The sequence below is a fragment of the Burkholderia sp. AcTa6-5 genome, from assembly GCF_017815075.1.
Taxonomy (GTDB): domain Bacteria; phylum Pseudomonadota; class Gammaproteobacteria; order Burkholderiales; family Burkholderiaceae; genus Burkholderia; species Burkholderia sola.
In genome coordinates this window covers 66265-83174 of record NZ_JAGIQE010000030.1, presented here as the reverse complement: position 1 = coordinate 83174, position 16910 = coordinate 66265, and the positions used below count along the sequence as shown (strand labels likewise).

Here is a 16910-nt window from a genome sequence, read left to right as displayed (position 1 = left end):
GAGCCGTATGCGGGGAAACTCGCACGTACGGTTCTTAGGGGGCGGCGGCGCAGCAATGCGCCGTCGCTACCCGACTTCCATCGCAGTAAAAATGATCCTCCCCCCATTCGATCCCCCGAAGCTGAACGACCTCACCGAATGGTGGACGAAGTGCACCTACGCGGACGTACAGCGCCTGATCCTCGAAGTGCAGCACCTTCGCCTGACGCTGTGGGAGTTGAAAGCCCACGTCGCGGACGCATCGCGCCGCATCCGCGTGCTCGATCCGGACATGCTCGCGCATGGGTCCGCGCTCCGGCGGCTCGGCTACCTGCTCGACAAGGAGATCGAGCGTGCCAACCCGATCGGGCGCACGCGCGACGTGTATGCGCCGTTTTCGGACGAATGGCGTGCGCGCGCGTCGCTGCGCTGCGCGTTGCGCGGGCAGCCCGAGCCGGCCGAGGCAGGCACGCTGCCGAGCACGATTCCGGAATTTCAGCGCATCACCTGGGCCGAGCTTCGCGATCGCTGGCGCCACCTGAGCGACAAGCAATCGAATCGGCAGAACGTCGAACAACGGATGGTGCTCGAGATCGCGCGTCAGCGCTCCGTGATCCTTGCGCGGGCGCGCAAGCTGGTCGACGCGGCGATCGCCGAAGCCGCGGCGGATGGAAAACGGCTGTTCGCGCTGGATCAGCTCCAGCGGCTGCTGTCCGTCGAGCGGGAGGACGGCGAGCCGTTCATGTATATGCCGGCGTAGCGCGAACGCGCAATCCATCCGTATCGGCGCCACGGCGACATGGCAGCGCTGGATCAACCACACGGCCATTGAGGCGGGCGTCTCGATCTCCACGGGCGCCGCCGCCATGCAAGCGCCGTCAGTGCGAATAGCGCGCTTGGGTGCCTGCCGTGCGGTCGAACGGCTGCAGCCTCGCAAGCTGCTCGATCGACATCGCGACGACCTCGAGAACATGCCGCGCGATTTCGTCGGCGGCCATGCCGGCATTGACGTACCGCTCGATGCTCATCGTGCGGGGCGGATAGCTGCCGGTTTCGTCATCGACGATGTCGATCCTGGCGGTACGCCGCTCGGGCGACAGCACGATCTGGACAGTTTTGCCGTGAACGACGGTCTGCATGCACAAAGTGGACATTCGCAGTCTCCAATTGCGTTGCCTTCGGACGATCGATACCTCACAACAGGAGTCGTCAATCTACAAATTTCCGAACGCATTCGCAATATTCAGGCAGGAATGACGGCCGTTCGGGGCGCCGCACCGGTCAACCCGATGCGCCTTTGCACGGACACGGGCATGCGCACGCGCCGCGCTACGCATAGCGACTCAGCCACTCTTCGGAGAATTGTCTCGCGTACGCGACCGCTTCGGCTTCGGTCTCGAACTCACCCAGCTTACGGAACGCAGCCTCACGGCTGAAACCCACCTTCGTGACCTCGACCTGCGCGGCGTATTTGCCGGCCTCCGTCACGCGCGGCTCGCAGTTCATTTCGTATCCGCGCATCAAGAATTTCTTCTGCATCGGTTCAACACTTTTTTGAGACGGCAAAAATCGTAGCACGCAGTTGCGCTGACGCCCAAAAGTGTATCCACGTTGGTTTCACTAGAGGAAACAGTCAATCGCTCGTCCTGCAAAGGCGTCAGCGGCCGTCGCGCGATATCCTTCAAAAATGGGGCGAATACCTCGGTCAGGGCAAGGACGCGCCCCGCGCTGGTGCATGGCGCGGCGATTACCTGCCGCCTCGTGCGGAATCGCCTCCCGTCCGTAGCAATCCCGACGCGGAGCTGCCGAACGCACCTTTTCGCGCACGCGCCGCGGCAGGCCGAACGTAACTTCATGACACACCTTTCACACAAACGCACCTTTCACCACACTGAATGGCGACCATTTTGCGGTAAAGTTATCTTTTCCGTGCGTGGCCGGTCGGCTCGCCATTGGACGTCATGAAGACTGTCCGCCGAGACTGCCGCAAGGCGTCGTTCTGAACGTCACGATCCGTTCCCGTAGCATGACCACTGAAGCAATCACCACGGATTCCCTCGCGGTTGCCGAGCGCGTGCGCGAGCTGATGACCCGCAACGGCATCGGCAAGCGCCAGCAGACCACCGAGCTGTGCCGCATCCTCGATCTGAGTTTCTCGCAAGGCCACCGCAAACTGCGCGGCAGCAGCCCCTGGACGCTCGCGCAGATCAAGAAAGTCGCCGAAGCGTACGGCGAGCCCGCCGCCCAGCTGTTCGGCGCGCAAACGCTCGACCCCGGCATGGTCGGCGCCTATTCGCAGGAAGCCGTCCTGTATGCGGGCGTCGCAGAAATTCCGTGCACCGCCTGGATCGGCGCACCGCTCGAAGCCGGCGCGCGCCCCGAGTTCGTCGCGTACGAACAGAATGGCCGCTGGCGCGTGCTGCGCCATACCGGCGTGCTGTACCAGAACGCGTACGACGTGCACAAGATCGAGATCTACCCCCGCCGCGCGGAGAGCGACAAGCTCGTCGTCGCGGTGATCGATCCCGATCGCGTCAGCGCGACCGAGCTGTGCCGCTATCTCGAACGGCAAAGTTTCGCGACGGCCGCGTTCGACGGCCTCGCGGCGTTCGTCGACGCGCTGCAGGGCCAGGCCTTCGACGCGGTCCTGACCGAATGGCTGTTCGACGACGGCACGGCCGCCACCGCGATCAAGGCCGTGCGCACGTCCGACAACCCGGGCGCGCCGATTTTCGTGCTGACGGGCGACCTGCTCACCGGCCGCGCGAGCGAAGCCGACATCAGCGAAGTGATCCGCGCGTTCGACGTGGTGTGCTACGAAAAACCCGCGCGCATGGCGATCCTCAGCGCCGATCTCGCGAAGCGGCTCGCGCGCGGCTGACGTCCGCCGGGCCGGCCGCCCGTCGAAGGGCCAACGCACGCGCGGCGCCGCGGGCATGAACGGGTTCCTCAGTACAATAGCCGCACCCGTTCACGCCCACGCCGGCATCCGGCGCACGACTCCATGGCCCGCCTCATCCCCGACGACTGGAAAAGCCTCGCCGCGACCGGCGCGGCCGAACGCGAGCGCGAAACGCTCGCCGCGCTCGAACACGCGCTGCCCGACGGCTACACCGTGTATCACGGCGTCCACTGGACGCGCGCCGACCAGGCGTTCTCGGTGTTCGGCGAAGCCGCGTTCGTCGTCGTGAGCCCGGCCGGCCGCGTGCTGCTGATCGAACAGAAGGCCGGCTTCCTGCGCGAAACCCCGAAAGGGCTCGTGAAGGTCTACCTGCAGAAGGAGCGCAATGTCCCGATCCAGCTCGCGCGCACGCAGGAAACGCTGCATCGGCGCCTGACGGCCGCGCTCGGCGCGGGCGTCTACGGCGTCGAGGCGCTGCTGTACTGCCCCGACTACGCGATCCGCGACGCGTCGATCGCGGGCGTCGCGCCCGACCGCATCGTCGATGCGTCGCGCAAGGCGCAGCTGGCGCAGGTGATCCTGCAGATCCTGCCCGAGAACGACGAACCCTTTCCGAACGCGCCGAAGCTCCACCATTTCCTCGCGGACGAGCTCGCGCTCACGCCCGACACGAGCGCGCTCGTCGGGCAGGCCGGCACGCTCGTCACCCGGTTGTCGGGCGGGCTCGCCGCATGGGCACGCCAGCTCGACTTCACGCCGTTCCGGCTGCGCATCACGGGCACCGCCGGGTCGGGCAAGACACAGCTCGCGGTGCAGGTGATGCGCGACGCCGTCGCGGGCGGCCAGCGCGTGCTCTACGTCTGCTTCAACCGGCCGCTCGCCGACTACATCGCGCGCATCGCGCCGCCCGGCGCGAAGATCGCGAACTACCACCAGCTGTGCGACTGGGTCGCGCGCGACAGCGGCTATACGCCCGACTTCCAGGTACCCGGCGAATTCGAACGGCTCGAGGCGCGCTTCGCGCAAGCGCCGATTCCCGAACGCTGGCGCTTCGACGTGCTGATCGTCGACGAAGGGCAGGATTTCCATGCGCCGTGGGCGGCCGCGCTGGAGCGCCTGCTCGCGCCGAACGCCGCATGGTGGTGGCTGGAAGATCCGCTGCAGAACCTGTACATGCGCGAACCCGTCGCGCTGCCCGGCTGGGTCACGCTGAAGGCGCTCACGAATTACCGCAGCCCGCGCGACCTGCTCGACTTCGTGCGCGACGTCGTCGGCCGCGTCGAGCCGCTCGCGGCCGAACTGCGCTCGGGCAGCCCGTTCGACGGCTCCGATCCGTCGGTGTCGGCATACGGAGAAGACGGCGCGTCGGGCGACGCACTGGCGCAAGCCTGCATCGACGCGACCAAGCGCGCGATCACGCAGGCGCTGTCACTCGGCTTCCGCAAGCAGGACATCGCGGTGCTGTCGTACCGCGGCCGCGAAGGCTCGGTGCTCGCGCCGCTCGACCAGCTCGGCCCACACCGGATCAAGCGCTTCACCGGCAAGTACGACCTGTTCGGCAACCCTGAGTATCGCGAAGGCGACGTGCTGCTCGATTCGATCTACCGCTTCAAGGGCCAGTCGGCGCCGTGCGTGATCCTCACCGAAGTCGACTTCGACACGCTCGACGCGCGTGCCGCGCGCAAGCTGTTCGTCGGCGCGACGCGCGCGACGATGAAGCTGCTGATCGTCGCGTCGTCGCGCGCGGCCGCGCAACTCGCGGACGCCGCGGGTTGACGCGGCGGGCGGGCGAACGCCTGTCCGCTTCGGGGACACTCTTCGATATCGGGGCCGTTGACACAATCGGGCACATTTCTCGATGCTCCGGACCCTTGTCCACGCTCGTTTCGACCTGTTAAGGCCATCCTGACGGTTTGTCCGTTTGCAGCCGGCTTTTACGATGCCAGGCCATTCGTTGCAAACGGAATAGCCCATGGCCGACGTGAAAAAACTGCCGTACTACAAACCGACAAAGGGATTGTTCGGATCGGAGTTGAGGGAATACAAGGGTTCCCAAGGGTGCGTTCCGCTTGATACGCAAAGGAGCGTATCGATCGACCGGCTTGCACCGGGCGAAAAGCCGCCGCCACCGCCTCCGAAAGCGATTTCCGGGCCTTCGAATGCCCCGAAGCCTCCTGCGCCACCTCGACCGCCGCCGCAAACCGATCAGGCAAGAACCAAAGAACCGCCGACGCAGGCGGAGTCGGAAGTTTGCGAAAACCCGCCGCCTTTCGATCTCCAGGACGTGCCGATTGCGATGGACAATCTCGGCTGGAAGGTTTCAGCCAGGCTTGCGCGAATCTGGTTTGCGGGCGCGGCGCATACCTACAATGACGATCCAACGTCGGTCCAGCCGATGAATAACGATGACGTTACCCTTGATTGGGTGTTGAAATTCGGAAATGTCAGGGAAAAATACGAGAAACTTCTTGAGAGCGATATTTACAGCGAGCGCTCCATACGCACAGCAACAGACATCACGAAGTCCTTTGTCAAAGAGCTATTTTTTGACAGAAATTCGACATTCAATTTCAACACCTCGTCGTTTATAGGAAATTTTCAAAAATTTCACAACAATTGGCAATTTCAACTATCTAAAATAGGTAATTTTGACACCCTGAAAAACCTTTCCCCGACGGATCTCACAGGGGCATTGGCCAATTTTAATATTTATGCGGCCATTGGAAACGTCGAAATTTCCAGTGAAAAATACTTCAAATATGAAAAATCAAGCACCTTTTATTGCCTAAGCGCCACGGGGAAAATTACGCACATCTATGTTTACGTGAAAGACAACTACTCATTCAACGGAAAACAATATTTAGGCCACTGGAACAAACATGGAGTGATCATTGCGACAGGGTCGCTTCTCACCGGATCAGGATCGCCAAGGCGAGAATTCGACATTGATATTTGGTCAAAAAATATCAACAAACCAGTCGACACCCGAAGAAGCATGTTCGGAAAATTCAAAAGGCCCGACGTTTACTTTCCGATCTACAACGCAGATTACAGTCGCTGGAGAGAGGCATCACAGAGGCAGAGACTTCATGATATATTCAAAGCCAGTCTATTTTAAGCTGAATAAGCCGATCGACCTTAATCTTGGTGAAATATGCCGAATAGAGCCATCAGATACATTGGCCTAACCATTGCCATTTACATATGCGCAGGTTTGATCATTCATTTCAGTAGCCCCGCCTACGGACGATGCGATTTCTATGATCGCGCGGATACATTGGATGGCGGCAAAAAAAACATGAATGGCGTTTGGTATCGATTCAAGCTGTGTGGCACTGGCGGGAATGATCAGGACGCGACCGACGACAACATCGAACTAAGCGTGTTTAGTGAAAATGGCGAGCTTCTTGCGAGACGATATTTCTCCGTCAACTGGTATCACGGAGATAGCTCTCACCCGCCCCTGCGCTACGAGGGCAACCTGGTTCGCTATATCGACTTGACCGATGAATCGAATATAAAAAACATCTGATGATCCCTCCCTCCAAGTGGGATTGGCTTCGCGCCAGATTGCCTTTGTTTTAAGGGTTACAACCTAAGTTTTTGATTTATAAGAAACAAAGCCCCGCTAGCGGGGCTTTGTTTCTAGACAGACTGCGCGCTCGGATCACCGACGAGAGCATCGACCAACCCGCGAAACAGGTCGCATCAGCCCACAGGTCCGCGGCAATTCACCTCGTCACGCTCAAGCCACCCGAAACGCCCCCACCGCGCGACGCAGCCCATCCGCCTGCTCCTCGAGCGACGCGGCCGCTGCGGCCGCCTGCTCGACGAGCGCCGCGTTCTGCTGCGACACCTGATCCATCTGCGACACCGCGCGGTTCACCTGCTCGATCCCGTCGCGCTGCTCGCTCGATGCGGCCGCGATCTCCGTCATGATGCCCGTCACGCGCCCGATCGCCTGCTGGATGTCCTGCATCGTCGCGCCGGCCGTACCGACGAGCCGCGAGCCGGTCGCGACACGCTCGACCGATTCGCCGATCAGCGTGCGGATTTCCTTCGCCGCGGACGCCGAACGTTGTGCCAGCGTGCGCACCTCGCCCGCGACCACCGCGAAGCCGCGCCCCTGCTCGCCCGCGCGCGCGGCCTCGACCGCCGCATTCAGCGCGAGGATGTTGGTCTGGAACGCGATGCCTTCGATCGTGCCAATGATGTCGGCGACCTTCTGCGAACTGCGGTCGATCTCGTTCATCGTGCCGATCACCTCGCCGACGACCGTCGCGCCGCGCGTCGCGATCTCGCTCGCGCTGTCCGCGCAGGCCTGCGCCTCGAGCGCGTGGTCCGCGTTCTGCTTCACGGTGGCCGTCAGCTGCTCCATGCTCGCGGCCGTCTCCTGCAGCGCCGACGCCTGCTCCTCGGTGCGCTGCGACAGGTCGGTGTTGCCGGCCGCGATCTGGTGCGTCGCCGTCGAGATCGCTTCGGAACCCTGGCTCACCTGACGCACCGTATCCGCGAGGCTGCGCTGCATGCCGGTCACGCCGTTGACCAGTTCGGCCATCTCGTCGCGCGACGACCAGTGCACTTCCGACGTGAGATCACCGTCCGACAGCCGGCGAAAATGCGACAGCAGGCGATTCACCGGTTGCGTGATCGCGAAATGCAGGCCGATCGCGCAACCGAGGCACGCGGCAAGCCCAAACGCGATGCCCGCGATCGCGCCCATGCGCATCCAGCCGTAATAGGTTTGCGCGGTGTCGTACACGTCCTTGCCGCGCGCGGCCTGGTACGCATCGAGCGCGTCGGTCGCCTGCGTGAGCGCGACCGACAGCGGCGGCGCGACCGTCATCAGCAACCGGTCGGCTTCGTCGCGCCGCCCTTCGCGAATCGCATCGATCATCGGCTTCAGCGCCTGTCCGATCAGCGCCTGGCGCGCGGCATCGAGGCGACTCGCGAGCGGGCCTTCGTCGTCGCCGTGCGGCATCGCCGCGTAGTTGCGCCACGCCGTGTCGGCCTTCGCCAAATAACCCTCGGCCTTCTTGACGAGCTCGGGCACCTCCGCCGCTTCCGGATGCAGCAGCGCGCGGTCGAGCGTGGTGCGCACGATCGTCAGGTTCAGGCTCGCCGCGGACAGCGCGGTCTTCGCGGCCAGTTGCCGCGTGTAAGCCTCGTCGAGGGCGCGGTTCGAGCTCTGCATGCCCGCGAGGCCGATCAGCCCCGACACGACGAGCAGCGCGGCGACGAGGCCGAGCGTGGAGAAAATCCGCGTACGGATCGAGAAACGGGAAAACAGGGCGTTCAGGTTCATGACGGCACGTGAGCGATGAAAAATGCCGCGGCAATCGGTCCGCGGCCCTCTGTATTACGGTTTGCCTGCAAAAAACTTGAGTCCGTCCCTGCATCGAGGCTGACCGTGGTCAATTTTCTGGGCGGGCAACCTCCTGTTACGGCTGCAACATATCGAGGCTGGGCAGAAATTGACTAGTCAATCATCCATGGCTATATTTCGATCCAATTCCCTGCCATGGCAGATATCTCGATGACAACGGACACTTTCCTCCCCCAGCCGGCCGCCGACGCGGCCCGCCGCGACGCGCCGACCGGGCTGATCGTCGCCGCGCTGCTGCTCGTCATGCTGCTGTCCGCGCTCGACCAGACGATCGTATCGACCGCACTGCCGACGATCGTCGGCGAACTCGGCGGGCTCGACCAGTTGTCCTGGGTCGTCACCGCATACCTGCTGTCGTCCACCGTCGTGCTGCCGCTGTACGGCAAGCTCGGCGACCTGTACGGCCGCAAGATCGTGCTGCAGGCCGCAATCGGGCTGTTCCTCGCCGGCTCCGCGCTGTGCGGCGTCGCGCAGGACATGACGCAGCTGATCGTGCTACGCGCGCTGCAAGGGCTCGGCGGCGGCGGCCTGATGGTCGTCACGATGGCCGCGATCGGCGATCTGGTTCCGCCCGATCGCCGGGCGCGCTACCAGGGGATGTTCGGCGGCGTCTACGGCCTCGCGACGATCGTCGGCCCGCTGCTCGGCGGCTTCCTGGTCGAGCATCTTTCATGGCGCTGGATCTTCACGATCAACCTGCCGCTCGGCCTGCTCGCGCTCGCGGTGATCGGCACCGCGTTCCGGCCGCACACCGCGCACGTGAAGCACCGGATCGACTATATGGGCGCCGCGTTCCTCGCGACCGCCCTCACCTGCGTGATCCTGTTCACGAGCGAAGGCGGCTCGCTGCTGCCGTGGACGTCGCCGCAGCTGTGGATGACGCTCGTGCTCGGCCTCGTCGCGATCGGCGGCTTCATTTATGAGGAACGCATCGCGGCCGAACCGATCATGCCGCTCGAGCTGTTCCGTCATCGCACCTTCGTGCTGGTCAGCCTGATCGGCTTCGTGGTCGGCATCGCGCTGTTCGGCTCGGTGACGTTCATCCCGCTCTACCTGCAGGTCGTGAAAGGCTCGACGCCGTCGCAGGCCGGCATGCAGCTGCTGCCGATGATGGGCGGGATGCTCGTCACGTCGATCGTCAGCGGGCGGCTGATCTCGCGGCTCGGCTCGTACCGGCCGTTTCCGATCGCGGGGACGCTGACCGGCGGCATCGCGATGGCGTTGCTGTCGACGCTGACGCTCGATACGCCGCTGCATACGATGTACGCGTACATGGCGCTGCTCGGGATCGGGCTCGGAATGGTGATGCCCGTGCTGACGCTCGCCGTGCAGAACACCGTCGAATTCCGGCATATGGGCGTGGCGACGTCGGGCGCGACGCTGTTCCGGTCGATCGGCGGCTCGCTCGGCGTCGCCGGGTTCGGTGCGCTGTTCTCGCACGGGCTGCAGTCGCGAATGATGCACGCGCTGCCGGCCGGCACCGAGCTGCCGCCCGCGCTCGGCCCGGCCGCCGTGCGCCAGTTGCCGGATGCCGTGCGCGACGCGTACCTGCACGCGTTCGCCGGTTCGCTGCACGTCGTGTATCTGGTGGCTGCGGCGATCATCGCGATCGCGTTCGTGTTCGCATGGTTCGTCGAGGATGCGCCGCTGCGCAAGCATCACTGAGCGGCCGGCGGAGCGCGACGCGCTCCATCCGCACCCGCCGTCACGCCAGCAGCACGACCCCGCCCGTCGTCGCGCGCGACTCCAGCAACCGGTGCGCATCGGCCGCCTGTTCGAGCGGCAGCCGCGCGCCGATCTCGACGTGCATCCCGCCCGCCAGCCGGTCGAGCGTCGCACGCGCGGCGTCCCGATACGCGCCGACGTCGCGCGCGATGAAACCGAGCACGCTCGGCCGCGCCAGCGCGATCGAACGGGCCGGCCCGAGTTCGTCGAGATCGAACGTCTGCCGCGCGCCGATCGCCGCCACCTGCCCGATGCTCGCGACCATCCCGAACGGCCGCACCGCCCCGAGCGTGCGGGTCAGCACGTCGCCGCCGATTCCGTCGATCGCGTAGTCGACGCCCGCACCGCCGCCGAACGCACGCGCGGCCGCGACGAAATCCTCCTCGCGATAATCGACCACCGCTTCGGCGCCGTGCATGCGCACGAGCGCGGCTTTCGCGGCCGATCCGACGGTACCGATCACGCGCGCGCCGAGCGCACGCGCCCACTGCGTCGCCAGCAGCCCGACGCCGCCGGCCGCCGCATGCACGAGCACCGTATCGCCGGCGCCGACCCGCCGGACGCGATGCAGCAGCATGTAGACGGTGATCCCCTTCAGCAGCCCGGCCGCGGCGGCTTCGTCGCTCAGCCCGCCGGGAATCGGCAGCACGCGCTCGGCCGGCATCGTGCGCAGGCTCGCATAGCTGCCGGTCGGCATGCCGGCATACGCGACGCGCTGACCGGGCACGAGCGCCGTCACGCCCGGCCCGACCGCGTCGATCACGCCGGCCGCCTCGACGCCGAGCGCGTCCGGCAGCGCGGGCAACGCGTGCGCACCCGTCCTGAAATAGATGTCGACGAAGTTCACGCCGATCGCGGTCTGGCGAATCCGCACTTCGCCGGCGCCGGGCGGCGCGACGGGCGCATCGACGCGGCGCAGCACGCCGGCGTCGCCGTAACGGTCGATCCCGATCCGGATGGCGTTGGCTGTTTGGATCATGACGTTCCTCGCTATCGAATGAAGTGACACGATCATCCCATCGTGCATAATCGAACGGAATTCACGTTGAGCGCCCACCTACTGTGCAAAATTCGACCGATTACGATTCTGCCGCGACGCCCGCGCTGCCGATGAGTTGGGACGACATCCGCTACTTCCTTGCGGTGATGCGCGGCGGCAGCCTGTCGGCCGCGGCGCGGGCGCTGCAGGTCCAGCACTCGACGGTCGCGCGGCGCATCGACGCGCTCGAGTCGGCGCTCGGGATCCGGTTGTTCGACCGGCTGCCGCGCGGCTGGCCGCCGACCGACGAAGGGCTGCACCTCGCCGAGCACGCCGCGCGCCTCGAAGCCGACGCGCATGCGTTCGCGCGTGCGGCACAGGGCGCGGCCGCGCTCGACGGCGTCGTGCGCGTATCGGCGTCGCCGGTGTTCGCCAGCCATTTCCTCGCACCGCGCCTGGCCCGTGCACAGCGCGCATGGCCGGCGCTGCGGATCGACCTGATGGGCGAGATGCACGCGGCGAACCTGTATGCACGCGAAGCCGATCTCGCGGTGCGGCTGTCGCGGCCGAGCGAGCCGGGGCTCACCGCGCGCCGGCTCGGCACGATGCGCTTCGCGCTGTGCGCGACGCCGGAATGGGCGAACGCGACGCCCGACAGCTGGCCGTTCATCGGCTACGACGATGCGCTCGCGCAAACGCCGCAGCAGCAATGGCTCGAACGCTTCGCGGCCGGGCGTCGCTTTGCGTTCATCGCCAACGACCTCGCCGCGCAGCATCGCGCCTGCGCAGCCGGGGCCGGTGTCGCGCTGCTGCCGCGGTTTCTCGTCGACGATCCGGCCGCGCACGCCGGCGCGCCGCTCGTCGAACTCGCGAACGCGCCGCGCTGCGACATCGAGCGCGAGATCTGGCTCGTCGTTCACCCGGACGTACGCCGGTCGCCGCGCGTGCAGCGCGTCGCCGACGCGATCGCCGATGCGGTTCATGCGGCGGACGGACGGCTGTAAGCCGCCGAAACCGCAAACGGGCTTTGCCACGCGCGTCGACGGCCGGCATAGTAGCGTTTTGACTTCAGGCCCTGCCGCCATGTCCACCGCCACCGCCACCGCCTGCGTCGTGCGCGACGCGACCGACGCCGACCTCGACGCGATCCACGCGATCTATGCGCACCACGTTCACCACAGCGTCGCGTCGTTCGAGGAAACGCCGCCCGACGCCGCCGAACTGCGCGCACGCCGCGACGCGGTGCTGAACCACGGGCTGCCGTATCTCGTCGCCGAATGCGACGGCCGCGTGGCAGGCTACGCGTACGCGACGCCGTACCGCACGCGCAGCGCGTACCGCTTCACGATCGAGGATTCGATCTACATCGACGACACGCAGCGCGGGCGCGGCATCGGCCGCGCGCTGCTCGAGGCGCTGATCGCGCGCTGCGAAGGCGGCCCGTGGCGGCAGATGATCGCGGTGATCGCCGACGGCGGCACCGGCGGCTCGACGTCGCTGCATCGCGCGTTCGGCTTCGAACCGGCCGGCCTGCTGAAAGCGGTCGGTTTCAAGCACGGCCGCTGGATCGACACGGCGCTGATGCAGCGCCCGCTCGGCGACGGCGCGAACACGCGCCCCGCCTCGCCCGAGCCTGCCGCGGCGCGCTAAAATCACCGCATGTCAAAACAGACTCATTCCACGCCCGACGAGGCCGCGCCGGATTCCCGCAACGAGTACACGGTCGACGAACTCGCGCGCGTGTCCGACACCACCGTGCGCAACGTCCGCGCGTACCAGGATCGCGGGCTGCTTGCGCCGCCGGAGAAACGCGGACGCGTCGGCATCTACGACGACACGCACGTCGCGCGCCTGAAGCTGATCAACCATCTGCTCGCGCGCGGTTACACGCTGTCGAACATCCAGGACTTGATCAAGGCGATCGACGAAGGCCACGACCTGCGCTCGATCCTCGGCCTCGAAAACGCGATCGGCGGCCGCTGGTCGCACGAGCTGCCGAAAACCTATTCGCTCGCGCAACTCGCTCAGATGTTCGGCCCGCAAGCGACCACGCAACTGTCGCGCGTGACCGAGCTCGGGCTGCTCGAACGGCGCGGCCTGTCGTTCGTCGCGAAAAGCCCCGCGCTGCTCGAGGCGGCGGCCGCGATGACGAAGGAAGGGATTCCGCCGCGCGAGCTGCTCGACGTGATCAGCCTCGCGCGGCCGCATTTCGACGCGATCGCGCGGCTGCTCGTCGATCTCGTCGTGAAGCGGCTCGACCGCTACGACGCCGGCACGCTGCCGCCGGCCACCGACGTGCCCGAACTGGTCGACGCGATCTGGCGGCTGCGCCCGCTCGCGGCCGTGTTCGTCGAAGGCGAGACGAACCGCGCGCTCGAAACCGCGGCCGGCGCGTATCTCGGCGGCCGGGTCGCGACGATCCTCGACAAGAAGCTCAGCGACGAAGCGGCGCGGCAGTCCGGTACGAGCGATACGCAAGGCGACGGCGACAACGGATAGGCGCGCGGCCGTCATGCAGGCGTCGGCTTGTCGCCGCGACGCGTGCGTAGTCGCTTCGCGGCAGCGCCGACGGCCATTGCCGGTCGCAACCGCGGTCCGCATGGGTCGGCGAATGGCCAGGCGCGCCGCTCGGCGCGCATTCCAGCCGGACGGCGTCGCATCGCTCCCCGCACGGTAACCCCGCGTGCCGCGACACAGTTACAAGTTATCGGTTGACGCAAGCCCGCCCGGCGGTTAGTGTACGCATCGAAGTCCAAGAAGTCCGATTGCTGTTCATCAATTGCTCGCTCCTCCCCGGCGGTATTCGTTGTCCTCTCCCTCCTTGACGCTTCACGCGCTCTTCAACAGAGCAAATCTCTATTTTTTTCTCAAGGAATCTTCATGGATACCGGTATCGTCAAGTGGTTCAACGACAGCAAAGGCTTTGGTTTCATCACGCCGGACAACGGCGGCGACGACCTGTTCGCTCACTTCTCGGAAATTCGTGCCGACGGCTTCAAGACGCTGGCTGAAAACCAAAAAGTGAGCTTCGAAACGAAGCAGGGCCCGAAGGGTCTGCAAGCGGCCAACATCAAGCCGCTGTAAAGTTTGAAGGGCCCGGCGTCCGTCGACGGACGCCGGGTCGCAGCGACATCCCCACGGAGCTTCGTCTCCTAAAGTTGGCGCGATCGGCTTGAGCTGCCTTTGTTCAGTGAGCAGCTTGCCAGGCGCCACACGTCTCGTTGCACTTCATCCCCCCTCCGGCCGCAACGCCTTATTTTTCGCTTTCCGACTGCGTCAGATTCCGCTCGCAATGGCGTTGAATCGGCATACCCGTGCGCATTTCGCACGGCACGCGCGCACTCGATCATCATTAAAATTAAAATGCACAACCAACGAATTCAACAGTACAACGGCTATGCCGTCCAACCCTCGGCGCATCGCCTGCCCGACGGGAGCTTTTCATCCAACCTGCTGCTCGAACGCGCCGATAGCACGCGCGACGAAGGCCGCTACCAGTTCTATTCGCTCGACTACTTCGCGAGCGAAGCGCAGGCGATCGCGCATTCGGCACGCTGGGCACGCAACTGGGTCGATACGCGCGGTTAAAGGCCACGCTACTGTCGATATCAGCAGACGGTCATAAAAAGCCGGCGGGCAACGTGCCCACCGGCTTTTTGCATGACACGCCCGTTCACCTGTTTCGCCGCATTCCGGCACGACGGAGTCGTCCGATCCGGCAGGCCACGACGCCAAAGCATAGGGCGGCCGCCGTCATATCCATATCGGCAATGCTTCGTTTGCGGGCGCGATCGCCCATGCGACGATTCTTCCAACCGAGCGGCGCCCGCCGCTCCCCGAAGATGCCTCGCATGGAGTTCGTTCGATGATTCGTTTCACCCGCTGGATCACCCGCGCCGCCGCCGTCTCGCTCGTTGCGCTGTCCGCCGCGTCGGCATTCGCTCAAGGCGGCACCGACAAAATCGTGCGCATCGGTTATCAAAAGGCCGGCCTGCTGTCGATCGTCAAGGCGCAGGGCGCGCTCGAAGCGCGACTCAAGCCGCTCGGCTATGACGTTCAATGGTTCGAATTCCCGGCCGGCCCGCAACTGCTCGAAGCACTGAACGCGAACAGCATCGACTTCGGCTACACCGGCGCGCCGCCACCCGTGTTCGCGCAGGCGGCCGGCGTGCAGTTCGTCTATGTCGGCGCGGAACCGCCGGCGCCGCACAACGAAGCGGTATTCGTGAAGAGCGATTCGCCGATCCGGACGGTGGCCGGCCTGCGCGGCAAGAAGGTCGCGCTGCAGAAAGGCTCGAGTGCGAACTACCTGCTGCTCGAGGCGCTGAAGAAAGCCGGCGTGCGCTATGACGAAATCCATCCCGTGTATCTCGCGCCGGCCGACGCGCGCGCCGCGTTCGAAAGCGGCAATGTCGATGCGTGGGCCGTGTGGGATCCGTACTACGCGGCCGCGCAGAACGCGCTGAAGGTGCGCACGCTGTCCGATTACGCGGGGCTCGCGGCGACCAACAATTTCTACGAGGCGACGCGGCGTTTCGCGCAACAGCATCCCGACGTGGTCGGCGCGATCCTGAAACAGGCGCGCGAAACCGGCCAGTGGGTCAACGGGCATCCGGCCGACACGGCCGCGCTGCTTGCACCGAAGGTCGGATTGCCCGAGGCACTCGTCGAAACATGGATCAAGCGGGTGCCGTTCGGTGCGGTGCCGATCGATGAGCGCATCGTCGCCGCGCAGCAGGGTGTTGCCGATGCGTTCTATGCGGCGAAGCTCATTCCGCAGAAGCTGAGCGTGGCCGACAACGCATGGGTCGACAAAACCGTGGCGAGTGCGCTGGCGGCGAAGTAACGCTCGCGGCCCCATCCATCAGCAGGCCGGCCGGGCGCGATGCCCCACCGGCCGCTTTCGTGTCCCGAGCGGCACGCGCTCAACGCAGCGCCCCCGCCACCTTCTTCTGCCGCCACAAACACAGCAGATCGCACGCCACATGCGCAGCCGCGATCGCCGTGATGTCCGCGTGATCGTACGCGGGCGCGACTTCCACCACATCCGCTCCGACCAGATTCACCGCGCCGAGCGAGCGCACGATCGCCAGCGCCTGTGCGGACGACAATCCGCCCGCGACCGGCGTCCCCGTCCCCGGCGCGAACGCCGGATCGAGGCAATCGATATCGAACGTCAGATACGCAGGCCGCGCGCCGACGATCTCGACGATCCGCTCGACCGCCGCTCGCGGACCATGGTCATGCACCCACGCGGCATCGAGCCGCTCGATCCCGAGAAAGTCGTCGTTCCACGTACGGATGCCGACCTGCACCGACGTCGCGGGATCGATCAGTCCTTCCTTTACCGCCTTGTAGAACATCGTCCCGTGATTGAGGCTGTCCGGATCGTCGTCGGCCCACGTATCGCAGTGCGCGTCGAAATGGATCAGCGACAGCGGCTTGCCGTAGCGCTCCGCGTGCGCGACCAGCAGCGGATGCGTGATGTAGTGGTCGCCGCCGAGCGTCAGCATCTTCGCGCCCGAGCTCAGGATCGTGCGCGCATGCTCGACGATCGCCGGCTTGATCGACAGCGGGTTGTGCGCATCGAACCAGCAGTCGCCGTAGTCGACGGCCGCGAGATCGTCGAACGGATCGAAGCCCCACGGATACGGATTGAGCTCCGCGAGCTGCACGCTCGCCGCGCGGATCGCGGCCGGCCCGAGCCGCGCACCGGAGCGATAGGTCGTCGCGAGGTCGAGCGGCACGCCGGAGATCGCGACGTCGACGCCGTCGAGCGCGCGCGCGTAGTTGCGGCGCATGAACGACAGCACGCCCGCGTAGGTGTTTTCGATCGACGAGCCGTACGGCGTCGTGCGACGGATCGCGCCGTCGCCGTGGAGAAGTTCGGTCATGGTCGGACCTGTTTTCGTGATGGCCGGACCGCCCCGCTTCGACTG

Annotated in this window: 17 protein-coding genes; 12 read left to right on the top strand and 5 right to left on the bottom strand. The window is 65.4% G+C overall.

Going from position 1 to position 16910, the window contains the following annotated elements; translation table 11 throughout:
- Positions 1-91 precede the first annotated feature (91 nt).
- Positions 92-739, top strand: a complete 648-nt coding sequence (locus tag J8I33_RS29690) for a hypothetical protein (RefSeq protein ID WP_050011881.1) — start codon at positions 92-94, stop codon at positions 737-739.
- Positions 740-857: 118 nt separating this feature from the next.
- On the opposite strand, the gene J8I33_RS29685 is transcribed toward J8I33_RS29690, so the two are convergent.
- Complete coding sequence (locus J8I33_RS29685; protein WP_050011882.1) at positions 858-1133, bottom strand: hypothetical protein; 276 nt, start codon at positions 1131-1133, stop codon at positions 858-860.
- A 175-nt stretch (positions 1134-1308) separates the two neighbouring features.
- Positions 1309-1518 carry a hypothetical protein gene (locus J8I33_RS29680; protein WP_027780901.1) on the bottom strand — a complete coding sequence of 70 codons (210 nt, stop codon included), beginning with the start codon at positions 1516-1518 and terminating at the stop codon, positions 1309-1311.
- Between the two features lie 487 nt (positions 1519-2005).
- On the opposite strand from J8I33_RS29680, the gene J8I33_RS29675 reads away from it, so the two are divergent.
- The 4 genes from J8I33_RS29675 to J8I33_RS29660 all read left to right on the top strand — a co-directional run bounded on the left by J8I33_RS29675 (position 2006) and on the right by J8I33_RS29660 (position 6413).
- The gene (locus J8I33_RS29675) at positions 2006-2860 is read left to right on the top strand and encodes a helix-turn-helix domain-containing protein (RefSeq protein WP_050011883.1); all 855 of its coding nucleotides are present in this window, start codon (positions 2006-2008) and stop codon (positions 2858-2860) included.
- A gap of 123 nt (positions 2861-2983) precedes the next feature.
- Positions 2984-4657, top strand: coding sequence for an ATP-binding domain-containing protein (locus J8I33_RS29670; RefSeq protein WP_050011884.1), 1674 nt, complete (start codon positions 2984-2986; stop codon positions 4655-4657).
- Between the two features lie 196 nt (positions 4658-4853).
- Positions 4854-5999 carry a DUF6402 family protein gene (locus tag J8I33_RS29665; RefSeq protein ID WP_245172576.1) on the top strand — a complete coding sequence of 382 codons (1146 nt, stop codon included), beginning with the start codon at positions 4854-4856 and terminating at the stop codon, positions 5997-5999.
- A 96-nt stretch (positions 6000-6095) separates the two neighbouring features.
- Complete coding sequence (locus tag J8I33_RS29660) at positions 6096-6413, top strand: hypothetical protein (RefSeq protein WP_245172575.1); 318 nt, start codon at positions 6096-6098, stop codon at positions 6411-6413.
- Positions 6414-6626: 213 nt separating this feature from the next.
- Here J8I33_RS29660 and J8I33_RS29655 read toward each other — a convergent pair whose 3' ends face one another.
- On the bottom strand, positions 6627-8186 hold the full coding sequence (locus J8I33_RS29655; protein WP_050011885.1) for a methyl-accepting chemotaxis protein: 1560 nt from the start codon (positions 8184-8186) through the stop codon (positions 6627-6629).
- A 231-nt stretch (positions 8187-8417) separates the two neighbouring features.
- Here J8I33_RS29655 and J8I33_RS29650 point away from each other — a divergent pair, with 231 nt between their 5' ends.
- The gene (locus J8I33_RS29650; RefSeq protein WP_209939628.1) at positions 8418-9932 is read left to right on the top strand and encodes an MDR family MFS transporter; all 1515 of its coding nucleotides are present in this window, start codon (positions 8418-8420) and stop codon (positions 9930-9932) included.
- A 40-nt stretch (positions 9933-9972) separates the two neighbouring features.
- Here the strand turns inward: J8I33_RS29650 and J8I33_RS29645 are convergent, their stop codons facing one another.
- Positions 9973-10971, bottom strand: coding sequence for a quinone oxidoreductase (locus J8I33_RS29645; protein WP_050011886.1), 999 nt, complete (start codon positions 10969-10971; stop codon positions 9973-9975).
- A gap of 131 nt (positions 10972-11102) precedes the next feature.
- Between J8I33_RS29645 and J8I33_RS29640 the strand changes: the two genes are divergently transcribed.
- From J8I33_RS29640 to J8I33_RS29615, 6 genes are all read left to right on the top strand, one after another.
- Positions 11103-11975, top strand: coding sequence for a LysR family transcriptional regulator (locus J8I33_RS29640; RefSeq protein ID WP_124555009.1), 873 nt, complete (start codon positions 11103-11105; stop codon positions 11973-11975).
- 79 nt (positions 11976-12054) lie between these two features.
- Positions 12055-12621: a GNAT family N-acetyltransferase gene (locus tag J8I33_RS29635; RefSeq protein ID WP_209939627.1), complete on the top strand. Its 567-nt coding sequence runs from the start codon at positions 12055-12057 to the stop codon at positions 12619-12621.
- A 9-nt stretch (positions 12622-12630) separates the two neighbouring features.
- Positions 12631-13470, top strand: a complete 840-nt coding sequence (locus J8I33_RS29630; RefSeq protein WP_050011888.1) for a MerR family transcriptional regulator — start codon at positions 12631-12633, stop codon at positions 13468-13470.
- 381 nt (positions 13471-13851) lie between these two features.
- Positions 13852-14055: a cold-shock protein gene (locus tag J8I33_RS29625; RefSeq protein ID WP_006485974.1), complete on the top strand. Its 204-nt coding sequence runs from the start codon at positions 13852-13854 to the stop codon at positions 14053-14055.
- Between the two features lie 279 nt (positions 14056-14334).
- A complete protein-coding gene (locus J8I33_RS29620; RefSeq protein ID WP_050011889.1) occupies positions 14335-14559 on the top strand; it encodes a hypothetical protein in 225 nt (74 codons plus the stop codon).
- A 277-nt stretch (positions 14560-14836) separates the two neighbouring features.
- Complete coding sequence (locus tag J8I33_RS29615) at positions 14837-15817, top strand: sulfonate ABC transporter substrate-binding protein (RefSeq protein ID WP_050011890.1); 981 nt, start codon at positions 14837-14839, stop codon at positions 15815-15817.
- Positions 15818-15896: 79 nt separating this feature from the next.
- Here the strand turns inward: J8I33_RS29615 and speB are convergent, their stop codons facing one another.
- A complete protein-coding gene (speB, locus tag J8I33_RS29610) occupies positions 15897-16865 on the bottom strand; it encodes an agmatinase (protein WP_209924882.1) in 969 nt (322 codons plus the stop codon).
- Positions 16866-16910 lie beyond the last annotated feature (45 nt).